The following is a 13,862-nucleotide window of genomic DNA, read 5'->3' as shown; positions in this document are numbered from 1 at the left end:
TTTCGGAAAGGATTGAGGGACTAAACTTGCAACTGAAGCCCGAACGTTATAACCTAGATATGATACAGAGCTAACAGACATTTTACATAAACCCAGCTAATTTGAAATGACGGGGGTTTTAGGCAATGAGTTATTTTACTGAGCTAACATGGAAAGATTCCATTAAAGATATAATTGATATCCTAATCGTCAGTTACATTATTTATAAAGTGCTTAATATGGTACGCGGGACGCGGGCGATTCAGCTTTTAAAAGGGATACTGGTTCTGGTCTTGATTTGGGCGGTAAGCACAATCTTGGACTTGTATACACTTAAATGGCTAATGAATCAAATGTTTACTTTCGGGGTCCTAGCTGTCTTTATCATTTTTCAGCCGGAACTACGAAGGGGACTGGAGCAGCTTGGACGGGGCAGATTTTTCGGACGAGCTGGAGAAAGTGACGAAGAGATCAGTAAGTTAATCGGCGAAGTGATTAAAGCCGTGAATTATTTATCTCGCAGAAAAATAGGGGCGTTAATCGTTTTTGAGCGGGAGACGGGGCTAAACGAATATACAGAGTCAGGTATACCCATGCGTTCCCTGGTCAGCTCCGAATTGCTTATTAACATCTTCATTCCCAATACACCTTTGCATGACGGAGCCCTTATTATGCAGGGAAATCAGATTGCTGCGGCTGCTTGTTACTTGCCTTTGTCCGAGAATCCTTTTATCAGCAAAGAACTGGGAACCCGGCATCGGGCTGCTATAGGAATAAGTGAGGTTGCAGACTCGGTGTCTGTCATTGTCTCGGAGGAGACAGGGCAGATTTCCCTTGCCATCAATGGCCAGATCGTTAGAGACATTAAGGAAGAATCCATGATATCGAAGCTCCATCAAGAGCTTAGTGTAAGTTCATCGCTGAAGGAGAAGGGTTCAACTTTCTGGAAACGGAAGGGGGACAAGAATCATGGATAAGTGGATGAATAATAACAATTTCAATAAGATTCTGGCCCTTGTGTTTGGGATCATTTTGTTTACGATGGTTCATGTCGATACTGCGCCTTCTGGACAGACAACAGTGGATATTAAAACAAAAACTATTGAGAATGTGAAGATTGAAGTGACCGGCCTTGACGAGGACAAATATGTCCTTGAACCCTTGGCTGTCGATAGTGTCAGTCTGGAGGTAGCGGGTAAAAATTCCGATATCTCCTTTCAGTTCTCGGATGACTATAAAGTGATGCTTGATCTGAGTAAGGTTGAACCTGGGGATACCACGTTGCCACTTTACTATAAATTACCCAAAGGTGTATCTCTGGTAAGAATGAATCCTAAAGAGGTTACTGTACATGTAGAACCGCGAAACACGAAGTCTTTTCCCATAACATTGGTTACAAAGGGAAAACCTGCAGCGGGCTATCAAATAGGCACGCCTGTCTTGCAGCCTACAGATACTGTAAAAGTGACACTTGCGGATAATGAACTAAGCAAGGTAGCCAAGATACAAGGGACTATTGAGCTTAACGGTGAGAACGAAACCTTTGTAGAAAAAAAGCTGAAGCTACACGCTTATGATAATAATGGAAATGAAATTAAAAATGCTGTAATTGAGCCTTCTACTGTATCTGTGGAATTGCCGATTACTTTACCTTTTAAGAGTGTGCCGCTGGAGATTGGCTTTACTGGGCAACTTCCAGATTCACTCGTATTATCCAAAGTGACCCCTGAGCAAGAAACGGTCGTAGTGTATGGACAAGCAGAGGCTTTAAAAGCTTTATCTGCTTATGAAGCTACAGTCGACCTTAGTGCAATAGATTCTGCGGGGACGAAACAAGTAAAGGTGGATCTGAAGGCACCGGCTGGAACGGAGAAAGTTATGCCAGAAGCTGTGAATGTTTCATTAACCATCTCAGAAATTGCTGAGCGGACCATTGAGGCGGTACCCATCAAGCTCCAAGGCGTGGGGGATGATTTGGAAGGAAGTATTGTTGATCCTTCAAGCAAGGAAATTGCGCTTACCTTAAAGGGTGCACCTGCTTTACTTGATCAACTAGATAAGAAAAATATAGGGGTTGTGGCTGATGTTAGCGGACTTTCAGCTGGAACTCACGAGGTTTCTTTGCGGGTATCATTACCCAAGTTCATCGCACTAGCCAATGCAGGGGTGCCACTTACTGTGACCGTGCAGCTGCTATCGCCTGCAGCACCAGTCCCTACGCCTCATCCAGATACGGGGGGTGTGACTACTCCTGAGCCGAGTTCTGAACCTGTTATAGGCGATGTGGAACCTACGGAGAAGCCCACGCATAGTGGAGAGGCTGGTGGAGCAACACCAACGCCTGTCCCGACGGATAGCAATCCGGAGAATAACGGCACAGCTAACACAAGTACGAATTCCGAGAATCCTGTAGGTACAGGCGGGACGTAATCTTTTGAGCCCAGAGGTACACCAAAATAGTATGCAATTCATATGATAGTACATTAAGCTAACGTAGCGTATTCAAAGGAGAAAAATAATGGGGAAGTATTTTGGAACTGACGGTGTGCGGGGAGTAGCAAACCGTGAATTGACTGCAGAAATGGCTTATAGTATTGGCCGTTGTGGAGGATATGTACTAGCGGGTAACTTGGATAAACCGAAGGTTGTTATCGGAATGGATACACGTATTTCCGGTCCTTTATTGGAATCCGCGCTGATAGCGGGCTTATTGTCTATTGGAGCCGATGTAATCCGTATAGGCGTAGTGAGTACCCCTGCTGTTGCTTATATTACGAGATTGTTAAAAGCAGACGCAGGCGTCATGATTTCAGCTTCTCACAATCCTGTAGAGGATAACGGCATTAAGTTCTTTGGTGGGGATGGCTTCAAGCTTACAGATGAAACTGAACTGCGCATTGAAGAGCTTATGGATGCTGAGGTAGATGAATTGCCACGTCCTATCGGTTCGGGTTTAGGTATGGTTACCGTAGATAATGATGCTAAGTATCTTTATCTGGAGTATTTGAAAACTACCATTTCTCAGGACTTTAAGGGAATCAAGGTTGTACTGGACTGTGCGCATGGCGCAGCGTATGAGCTTGCTCCAAGACTGTTCAGAGAGCTTGGCGCTGAGGTTATTTCTATCGGGGCTGAGCCAGATGGATTGAATATTAATGATGGATTTGGTTCGACACATCCAGAGACTTTGCGTGAAGAAGTCTTGCGTCATGGAGCCGATTTGGGACTTGCTTTTGACGGAGATGCTGACCGCCTGATCGCTATTGATAATAACGGTGATGAAGTCGATGGCGACTTTATCCTTTGTATTTGTGGTGATGCCATGAACCGTGCAGGTAAGCTGAAGGATAGCACGATTGTATCAACTGTTATGAGTAACATCGGATTCTATAAAGCTACCGAGAAATTATCCCTGAATACTGCTAAGACAGCTGTAGGGGATCGTTATGTTATGGAAGAAATGCGTCGTGGGGGCTTTAATCTAGGCGGAGAACAGTCTGGACATGTTATTTTCCTGGATTACAATACAACTGGTGATGGTATTCTTACAGCTATTCAGCTGGTAGATACGCTTAAGGCTACAGGCAAACAGCTTAGCGAAGTTAAGAGTATGATGACTAAATACCCGCAGGTGCTGGTTAATGTTCGTGTACAGGATAAGACTAATTACCCTAATAACCCGGCTATAGAAGCGGCTATCGCTGAAGTTGAAGGTAAGCTAGGTGACAATGGCCGTGTGCTTGTACGTCCGTCAGGTACGGAATCTCTAATCCGCGTTATGGCAGAGGGACCGGATAAGGCAGATTTAGATCTTTATGTGAATCAAATTGTGGAAGTAGTTCAACGCGAATTGGTATAATCCATTACCTTAACTATAAGGCTGGTGCAGTGAGCGAGAGCGATTCGGACTCGTTGCACCAGTGTTATTTTATTTTAGGATTGGATCGTTTGAACTGCTTTTGTAAAATTTAGGTTGATGCGCCATTGCCAAAGTACAACAAGGTGCATATAATAGATTAAGTGTCATTCTAGAAGGAAAGCGGGGATTGTGAGGTTAGCAATAGCAAGCGCCAGAGCTTGGTCTAGCGCGGGGGAGAAGGGAAAGCTGCTTACTTGTTATGTAGGCTATGGCTTGAACGGATCACGGCAGACGTAAGCTGACGAGGTGGAGGTGTTCGAAATGTTCGGCGGGGACCTCCCGGTGATGCACCAGAGCCGTAAATGGATACGGAAAATGAAAGGGCGACCTTTCACACAACGTTTTCATGGGTGCAACAAATTATATTATTCATGTGTGCGCGCATCAGAAGGAAACACGTTATTTCTGCCACGGCAGAGGAGAAGGCTGTGCATTTCATGAACATTAGAATGTAAGTGACAGTTTATTTTGTTGATCCTAAAATACAACAGAATATTTGCTTTTTCTCAAAAACATGCCGCACGGCACGTTTCTTTCCTTATGCCGCCACATTACGATAACTCGGACGGGGGAAATTATAATGTGTGGTATTGTAGGATATATTGGTAATCAGAATTCGCAGGGGATCTTGGTTGAGGGTTTGAAGAAATTGGAATATCGTGGATATGATTCCGCTGGTATTGCTGTATTCACCCAAGAAGGACTGCAAGTAGTGAAAGCTCAAGGCCGTTTGGCGAATCTGCAGTCGAAGCTCGAAGACAGCCCGCTGGCAGGTAGCGCAGGTATCGGACACACACGCTGGGCGACTCACGGTAAACCATCCGATGAGAATTCACATCCACATACGGATAACAGCATGAAGTTCTCGGTAGTTCACAACGGTATTGTCGAAAACTATCTGGATCTGAAAGAAGAGCTGATCGCTGGCGGATGCCACTTTGTCTCTGAAACCGATACAGAAGTTATTTCACATCTGATTGCTCGCGAATATGACGGAGATATCGTGAAGGCTGTACAAAAAGCGATTACGTTCATGCGCGGTGCGTTTGCATTAGGCGTCCTGACTGAATATGAACCAGATAAACTGGTGGCTGTGCGTCAAGCTAGCCCGCTCATTATCGGTCTTGGCGAAGGAGAAAACTTTATCGGGTCAGATATTCCGGCACTGCTTGAATATACCCGTAACGTATATATTTTGAACGACGGCGAAATGGCTGTGCTGACAAGAGATGCTGTCGAATTGATGACGATTGAAGGCAATTTTATTTCTCGGGAAATGATTACTGTCGATTGGGATGCAGTTACCGCAGAAAAAGGCGGCTACGAGCATTTCATGCTGAAAGAAATACACGAGCAACCTAAGGCTTACCGCGACACCATGCGTGGTCGTATCAATGCCGAAGGTAACAAGGTTGTATTGCCTGAACTGAACATGACTGAAGAACAAATCAAGAACATTCGTAACATTCAAGTCGTTGCTTGCGGAACGGCATACAACGCTGGTGTGGTAGGACGTACTATGATCGAATCTTTGGTTCGTATTCCGGTTGAGAATGATATCGCTTCGGAATATCGTTACCGTTCACCAATCGTGACTCCAGAAACTTTGGTTATCGTAGTCAGCCAATCCGGTGAGACTGCAGATACTTTGGCAGCTCTGCGTGAAGCACAAGCTAACGGGGCACATGTATTGGCGATCACTAACGTTGTGGGCAGTTCTATCGCTCGCGAAGCAAATGATGTGTTTGTAACCTTGGCAGGTCCAGAAATTGCAGTAGCTTCGACCAAAGCTTACACTTCACAATTGATCGCATTTGGATTGTTTGCTCTTTACTTGGCTGAAGTTCGTGGTACACAAACCGAAGCACAAGTTACTAAGATTCTTGCAGCTATGCAATCTCTACCAGAGCAAGTAGAAGAGATCCTAGCTCAAAAAGAAGCGATCAAAGGTTATGCTGAACAAATTTCTGAGCACAAAAACTTGTTCTTCATCGGCCGTGGCGTAGACTACGCTGTTGCTCAAGAAGGATCCTTGAAGCTGAAAGAAATTTCTTATATTCACTCCGAAGCTTATGCTGCAGGTGAATTGAAACACGGTACATTGGCTCTGATCGAAGAAGGCGTTCCAGTTATTGCCCTGGCAACTCAGGAAGCTGTACTTGAGAAGACCGTCAGCAACATCAAAGAAGTGAAAGCTCGGGGCGCAGATGTGCTGGCAATCACGCACCAAGAGCATTTAACTGACCTGCTTAGATCAGTTGATCAAGTGTTCGTGATTCCTAAAACACTTCCAATGCTGACAGCAGCTTTGTCCGTAGTGCCTCTGCAATTATTGTCCTATTATGCTTCTCTTGCGCTGGGTCATGATGTGGATAAACCACGTAACTTGGCGAAGAGTGTTACTGTGGAGTAGGTTTGGTGATGTAAAAGTACAGTTGTTTGTCTGGTGACATTAAAGTTGGTGAACAGACATTAATGAAAGTGTTCAGACAATAATGTCAGTACCTTTACAAAATAGTTGGTCTTAGAAGTTGAATAGGCCCATTAAATATCATAAAAAAGTCCCGATGATGTCTTACATCATCGGGCTTTTTTATGATAGGTTAATTAATGAAACTTTATCCTATTTCAAAATTCACTTATGTATAAACCGTCAAATGAAAATAAAGTTCTATGTTGAAGCAGCAAACAAAGTTGTAGACTGAGAAAATAAAGTATTGGACTGACGACACTTCATTAAGCTAACGGGCAGGATAGTTCAATCACTTCGCGAATAATTTAATTGTAGAATATTCACGAAATTCGTAAATAATACGTTATGCGGGGAACCTCGGAATACCTGTGAAAATTAATTAGGGGTCTAACTGTTCGTATAATTATTAGTTCTTTGAAATACGCTGAACATAAATACACACAATAAATTTGGAGTTGAAAATTATGTCAGAAATTAATGTTGCTTATACAAATGAATATCAGGAGCATAAGAAAAAGTTCGAATATATTTTTAATAAAAAGTTTATGTCCAAAGATATCAATGAAAGACTGTTGCCGGATGGGAAGCATATACTTAAGACATATTATTACTATGATGATAGCCACCAAGTATCAGAATACAATGTAAGAGCTTCAAAAACTGACGTGTTGGACCTAAGGGGAAATATAATAACAGAGTTAAAGAATATAGACTACCATGTTGATTTTTTTTCAATGGTTGAACATTCCAACGGTAAGAATTATCTGTTGTTTTCGACTGAGCTATATGGCTATAGTGTTTTAGATTTGTCTGATTTAAGTACACATCATTTCATCCCAGCCGAGAGTTTTAAGGAACATAAAGAAACATTTATTTGGACGAGTGTTTTATACTGTGCTCAAAATAATATTCTGGCAGTTGATGGATGCTATTGGGCTTGCCCTTCAAGTACATTCTTTTTCGACTTTTCCCAACCGACAAAAATTCCACTTAAAGAAATATATAATTCCTATGATATGGACGGCGAGGTAAATATAGATACCGATGTAATACCTTTACGTTGGAATAATGATGGAACGATAGTCTTAAAATGTTGTATGGATGAAGAAGGCGTGAAAGAAGTTGAAAAAACAATAGATGTATTATCACGCAAAAAATAAGCAGTTCATGTTTTATTTTGATAGTAACCAGGAAACAAAATATGCGTGAAACACGTGCAACTGATAGTAAAGTTTGGGGATTAATATCTGCAATAACCCACGCTAGTATGTAGCGTTGTGCTTGCAAATCCTGATAAGTTTTATGATGTCGCTTTAATTTTATTCAAAACAATAGAATTCTTTCATTTGGACACTTTCAGGTGCACAAATGAATTTCAAGCAAAATCGCTATATTCAATAGGATATGGAATGGATAAAATTAAAGATATTTTATACACAGATGAAAGATTGAAAACTTGCGAGGATAAACATAGAAACTCAAATTTAGAATCACTGTTTTTAAATTATCAGCTTTTTGGCGTAAAAGGTTTTACAGAGGAACAAAATACTGAATTCATCAAAAAATTGTATGGGATAATTGACCAACACAAATCAAACACCTTAGCAAGTAAATCTTACGGAATTTTGATGGCAAGAATGGACAGACGAAATTTAGAACCAAAAGTATCACAACATGACGACGACCATTTACAAATAGAATTTAGTCCCATAGAGCTTTCTGATGAACTTAAAAAGGAAAGTGAAGAAGCCTTAAATCAATACCAAGATGTTTTTAAATATTCTTCGCTAAGAGTGTGGGCAGATTTTTTGGCTGGTGCAAGAAATCAAACTAAAACCACAAAACAAGAGGAATATGACAACAATCCTCTTTTAGCATTATCCGAGACAAAACAACTTGTTGAAGAATTGAAAGAGGGACGAGACGGAATGGGTATGTTTGAATATTCCATACCTGCGTTTTCGTGTTCTAAATTATTACGTGAGCACAGTGACAAACTATCAAAAGAAGATAAGGCTTTTTGCAAAGAAATAGTTCTTGCAACAATATCTAATCTTTTTGCAGATGATTACGGTTATCAAATAAGTGACGGAGTTGAAGCAGCTGTCCATGCAATTCCAGCATTAGTAATTGAAAATCCAGAAGAAACAGAAGATTATGTTTCGATAATGGTTTTGGCACTTTTAGATGAAACACCAATTGGGCATTACAAGAGAATATGTGACTACGTTATTGAATCAATTCACAAATCAAATTTATGGGAACGGGATTCAAAAGTTGCACAATCAATTTTGTTTGGTTATATAAAATTCAAACCTATTTATAAAAATATCATTGCTGAAATAAGGAAAGAAAAAGGTTGGGGACAAATTTCTAAAAGTTCAATTTTTGAAAGGTTAGGCAAGATAGATGACGATTTCACTTTTGAAAATATATCATTTGATATAAATGATATTGCCTCACTTGATATTCATGACTTGGAAATAGTTCTTCAATTAATTCCTTCGGAGACGAAAGATAAAATACACTTAGACATTTATACGAAATCGTTGCCTTCATTAGCTTCACAGTTATTAAAAGACAGAAGAAGTTACAAAGATGATTCGGGGGACAACTCTAACATATACTTGTTACGCAATCATATTTTCAAAAAATTTGCTTATTTCATTTTACAAAGAGAAAAAAGTGAAATTGATGTGTTTCTAAAACCATTTGTTGATTCGTTTTCTTCAACAGAAGAAACGGCTTCAATTATTGAAGAATTAGTATTGGCGGAAGATAACCTAAACCGTCATGAACAATTTTGGCATATTTGGGATAACCTGTATCCTAAAATAAAAGAACTATGTTCAAATCCACGTGGCTATCATTTAACAGAAATCATAATAAATTACTAATTCGCATGGCGTTGGTGGCGTGAAGGAATTGAAGAGTGGCATAGCTTAAAGAAGGAAAATTTGACTCTCTATACTAGCGCTTCTAAAGAAATTGGAAATATTCCATCTGTATTGTATTCTATTGTCAAAATTTCGAATTCAATCGGAAGCAATTTTAAAGATGAAGGTATTGAGTGGCTTCATACAATTGTATCGAATAACAAGTTTTTAAACCTTGATGATTTAGAATCAAATACCTTATACTATTTGGAAATGTTTTTGAGAAAATATATTTTCATTAATAGACAAAAAATTAAAGAAGAAATAAGATTGAAAAACAAGATTATTCCGATTCTTGATTTCATGATTGAACGAGGTTCTATACATGGATATTTATTAAGAGAAAGTATCTTATGATGTAAAAAGGAAACACCTACTGCCAACAAGAGTTTGCAATATTTCAAAACATTATGCAACCACGGAAAAGTAAAATTGGTAGTTGCAAATAAGTATTAGGAACCAACTCTAATGTAAAAATCAGACACAAACTTTAATGTCATCAAGTATTTTATGTGTTTTTCTTAGACACCAACTATATTGTGAAATTAATTAGAGGTAAAATAAGAAAATCACTTAATTTTACTGGTTTTTTCAGACACCAACTATAATGTCACTGAACATTGACTAATTACATTAATGTGTCGTTCTGAACATTAAAGTATTGTTTTGAGTAACAAAATTGCAATAAAGTTGTGTTTTGAAAAGCTTAAGAAAAAAATGAGTGTGGAACAGCAACACTGACATCTAGAGCCGTCCTGAAAATACAGGGCGGCTTTATCTTTTTTTTATATGGGGGAAGATGATCTCACAAGGCCGACTTAGTGAAATTGAGCAGGGAAAGACTAAACCCTCTGCCGAAACTCTAAAAGAATTAAGGAAAGAAATTAATGTTGATTTAAACTGGTTATTCGACGAGGATATTTAATTTTGTTAATATGTTGATGGTGTGCTACCCGCGTACGTTCTTTAATAGGTAATTGGAAATGGAATATAATGAGGAGGACGCAGCCCAAGCGAAGGCGCGGGAGCGTTCTTTTTATTAAACTAACGGGAGGATATCCCTCAATTCAATGTTTTAAGTACGGCAGCATAACGAAATAGTAGTTCATTAGCGTTCGAACCAAAACAGTGAGATACAGACAACTGAAGCACGGATGAGTCGGAACGAAACTATCATACGGACGAAGATCCTGTCGGGCAGCATATCTGACCTCCACCTCATGGACAGGTTGAATGAAGGAATGTGAGAGCGTGGACTGTGAGACTTGGGAGGGTTGACCTCCATGAGGAATGTGGAGATACATAAGTGCAACCATACTTTTCCTAGGTAACCACTTTCTTCAGACTGTGGTTAAGGAGATGTTCTTTTGCGCTTTTCCTCGTCCCAACATTTTCTTCGATTTCAACTTGATTCCACCATGAAGTCGTCTGCACTGAACGAATAAAATCAGAAACCTAAGATATTACGAGCATTCAAGAGAAAAGTGATTCCTCATAGAGGGAGAATAGTTTAACAAAGGACAGGATACCGAAGCACCTGCTCTTCAATAATTTCACCATACTTCGGCTACTCTTTGTAAGTGGATTGATCTGTGTCCATGTAGACTACACATTAAAAGACTTATTAGAACATAATATTACATAGAGGAGAATTGGAGATTATTGCGTAAGGAAATTAATATTATAGTAAACTGATGTTCACATGCACTTTAAAAGGTAGTATAATAAAATAAGGAAAATAATACATTTTTTAGTTTGATCTTTTCCTTTACGGACCTTATCCATTCGTTCAACATTTAAGTGAATATAATGTTTTGAAGTAGGAAATAATTTATTGGTATAGAAAGGGCGGGATAATATGTTTAAAAAAATATATTTAATAGCCTTTGCAGTGACTATTATTTCAGGAGTGGCATTAATATCAAATTCAAAAGCAGACACCTATCCAGAAATGGAAACCGTAAATAAGGCAGTTGAAAATCCTGTTAACACTAATTTTTCAACAAATAACGTAAAATCCGTAGAATCAGTAAAAAACGTAGAATCCGTAGAATCAAAAATCGCAAAAGGGTATTATAGTCAACTATATACACCTCATGGCATGTTCTTGCGAGCAGATAAACAAAGTATCTTTAAGGAATCGGAGATAGCAAGAAATTTAGATCAAATCGGGCCTAATACGAATCAACTAATTTTTGAAGGCGAGTTTTTTTTAAAAGTAGATGAATCAACATTTCTTAAATCGTATCCCAATTCGTTGATCTTAAATGAAACCTTAAATGAAACAGATGAAAACCCGATTAGACTGACGATGCTTCATTAAGCTAACTGGCAGGATAGTTTGAATATCCAATATACGGTATTATATTAATTATATCGATAGTAGTACTTTTTATATGCATCGGATACATTGAGTTCCAAAGGATGGTTCAAAACAGTCAAACAAAATCATGAAGGTATAAGCCGCTGTAATGCGGCTTATACCTTATTTTGATGGAATTCACTATCAAGCTTATATATTTTGGCCTTCGGGTACATCATAAGATAATCGATTTACGGGTCGGATCAACAACTTTATCAAGGTGATTTTCCATTACAAGACGGATATTTTATCGGTTATAGGCCGGTGGAATAGTCGAAGAGGTAGGACCAGAAGTTTCAAAAGTGAAACAGGGGTTATCCCTTTCAATATTGTATCTGACTTCATACGAGCTAATATTTAACTACTGGCTACTCAGAAAATTGTAAGGTAATATCGCCGTTATTTGTATAAGCAGATAATTTTTTTGAACCATTCTCTTTATTGGCAGGCAAATTGCTATCTCCTTTCTTTACCTTGCTTAAGATCGCGAAATCATCATATGGCCCTAGAATAGAACCGCTAATATTTCCGTTTTTTGTTTCAAGGGTTATAGCCGTCCCTACATTCAATTTGTCCAGTTGGATATTTCCGTTATTTATGTTTACTTCCACTGTCCCTAAAAACGCGATTGTTGGTAATACAATATTTTCATTTGATGTTTTTAATGTCAAATTTTTTAAAGTTGCATCAGGTATCCATACCTGAATAGTTCTGGTTACTTGCGAGTCTTTTCCTCCGATATAGTCGTTCCATTCCTTATTACTGTCACTTACCATTGACAGTTCTTTATCGTCAGATAGATCAATCTTGTAAAAATCTTTCTCACTTTCATAGTAAACAATATGAATTTGTTCATCTTTAGATTGGAGAATAGTTATTTTTTTGTCCTTTGCATCAATTGTTAAGGTATCAATCTTTTGGGCAGGGATGATGTAATTTTTTTTCTCCATGGAAGTGGAGTGGGAGGAGCATCCTGCCAATGCTATCAATAGTGTCACCAATATGCCTATAGTAGTTAGTAATTTTTTTGCAGTACTTTTCATTATAAAATGCTCCTTCGTTAAATCATTTTTCTTTTTAATATAGCCAGTCCTACGAATACCAAACCTAAGCTGCTCTGCAAAAAAATTGCGATATGCAACAAAGTATTAGAGTTGAACATAATCATCTTGAAAAAGTAATAAATCCATTTTTGTATTTCGTTGCGTTTATCAGTCGCATATGTTTTAATCATCATAAACTTTTGTGTTACAAAAAGGTCAAGAGGGTAGATATGAACAACTATTTTACAATTAAGCAAGCAGCAGAAATCGTAGAGACGACCAGTGAGACCTTGCGGCACTATGATCGTATTGGATTAGTCAAGCCATGCCATAAAGATGAATTGTCGGGATATCGATACTATTCCGAGCAGGAGCTCGTAAAGCTGCAAACCATTGAACTGCTCAAAGCAATGGATCTTACTTTAATGGATATTAAAGATATATTGCAGCAGAATGATCTCTCTAAAGTAATTGAATTTCTAAAACAGGCAGAAAAAAGAGCAGACGATAAAATTGCTCGTCTGCAGTATGCAAAATCGAAAATTAAACGTGCCTATCTACATTATGAAAATAAGTTCCACAACGGTTATAGTCAAAGTGAAAATTACTTTGTCAGAAACATAGAGGAAAGGGTAATTATGCTTTCGAATAAAATGGAAAGCCCCACACTTAAGAATTTATGGGACTATCACAGACATTTCTATCAACAAATTGAGACTTCTGTGCATTCACAATTTCTGTTTGAAGATATGGCGGGAATGTTCACGACTGAAGGAATAACACGGTTATTTGCTGTTTGCTTGAAATATCCGTCTTTAGAGGGGTTAACTGTGCTACCAGAAGGGGACTATCTGTGTGCAAACTGTACCGAAGAGAATAAGAATGCTGTATTACAAAATTTACTTGAAAGGGCAAAGACGGAATACGATGTGTGTCCAGATTTTGTTCTTCATAACATTATTGTGACTGGAATATTGCAGTGGGATTATCAGATACAACTGTTCATTAAAAAACGCACATGTTAGATTAAATACAAAGGAAAGGGTTTAGGAAAAGAAAATTGTTTGATTAAAAGTCGCTAATTTAGCGGCTTTTTTTGATTAAGGAAGCACGTTTCTTGCCCCAGGCTGAGGACAAGAATGTTATACTT

The 13,862-nt window shown here is 38.7% G+C and carries 9 protein-coding genes and 1 pseudogene; 9 read left to right on the top strand and 1 reads right to left on the bottom strand.

The features are described 5' to 3' along the window. Positions 1-125: 125 nt before the first annotated feature. From cdaA to MKY54_RS27555, 8 genes and pseudogenes are all read left to right on the top strand, one after another. A complete protein-coding gene (cdaA, locus tag MKY54_RS27590) occupies positions 126-956 on the top strand; it encodes a diadenylate cyclase CdaA (protein WP_036681290.1) in 831 nt (276 codons plus the stop codon). Further along, positions 949-2,409 carry a CdaR family protein gene (locus MKY54_RS27585; RefSeq protein WP_081388384.1) on the top strand — a complete coding sequence of 487 codons (1,461 nt, stop codon included), beginning with the start codon at positions 949-951 and terminating at the stop codon, positions 2,407-2,409. The genes cdaA and MKY54_RS27585 overlap by 8 nt, the downstream gene beginning before the upstream one ends. 88 nt (positions 2,410-2,497) lie before the next feature. After that, positions 2,498-3,838: a phosphoglucosamine mutase gene (gene glmM / locus MKY54_RS27580; RefSeq protein WP_076208470.1), complete on the top strand. Its 1,341-nt coding sequence runs from the start codon at positions 2,498-2,500 to the stop codon at positions 3,836-3,838. A gap of 640 nt (positions 3,839-4,478) precedes the next feature. Continuing rightward, positions 4,479-6,311, top strand: coding sequence for a glutamine--fructose-6-phosphate transaminase (isomerizing) (gene glmS, locus MKY54_RS27575; protein ID WP_076309009.1), 1,833 nt, complete (start codon positions 4,479-4,481; stop codon positions 6,309-6,311). 524 nt (positions 6,312-6,835) lie between these two features. Further along, the gene (locus MKY54_RS27570; RefSeq protein WP_076303161.1) at positions 6,836-7,531 is read left to right on the top strand and encodes a hypothetical protein; all 696 of its coding nucleotides are present in this window, start codon (positions 6,836-6,838) and stop codon (positions 7,529-7,531) included. A gap of 117 nt (positions 7,532-7,648) precedes the next feature. Next, positions 7,649-9,268, top strand: a complete 1,620-nt coding sequence (locus MKY54_RS27565) for a hypothetical protein (protein WP_339188604.1) — start codon at positions 7,649-7,651, stop codon at positions 9,266-9,268. Between the two features lie 1,897 nt (positions 9,269-11,165). After that, positions 11,166-11,630 carry a hypothetical protein gene (locus tag MKY54_RS27560; RefSeq protein ID WP_076309008.1) on the top strand — a complete coding sequence of 155 codons (465 nt, stop codon included), beginning with the start codon at positions 11,166-11,168 and terminating at the stop codon, positions 11,628-11,630. A 225-nt stretch (positions 11,631-11,855) separates the two neighbouring features. Then, positions 11,856-11,983 (top strand): annotated as a pseudogene (locus tag MKY54_RS27555) (glutathione-dependent formaldehyde dehydrogenase); the annotation flags it as partial. Positions 11,984-12,037: 54 nt separating this feature from the next. Here MKY54_RS27555 and MKY54_RS27550 read toward each other — a convergent pair. Continuing rightward, positions 12,038-12,712: a DUF4097 family beta strand repeat-containing protein gene (locus tag MKY54_RS27550; RefSeq protein WP_076309007.1), complete on the bottom strand. Its 675-nt coding sequence runs from the start codon at positions 12,710-12,712 to the stop codon at positions 12,038-12,040. 230 nt (positions 12,713-12,942) lie between these two features. On the opposite strand from MKY54_RS27550, the gene MKY54_RS27545 reads away from it, so the two are divergent. Beyond that, positions 12,943-13,737: a MerR family transcriptional regulator gene (locus tag MKY54_RS27545; RefSeq protein WP_076309006.1), complete on the top strand. Its 795-nt coding sequence runs from the start codon at positions 12,943-12,945 to the stop codon at positions 13,735-13,737. Positions 13,738-13,862: the final 125 nt, after the last annotated feature.

The sequence above is a fragment of the Paenibacillus sp. FSL P2-0121 genome (assembly GCF_037975345.1).
Taxonomy (GTDB): Bacteria; Bacillota; Bacilli; order Paenibacillales; family Paenibacillaceae; genus Paenibacillus_AQ; species Paenibacillus_AQ odorifer.
Note: the sequence above shows the minus strand (reverse complement) of the source record. Positions and strands in the feature narration are given on the sequence as shown.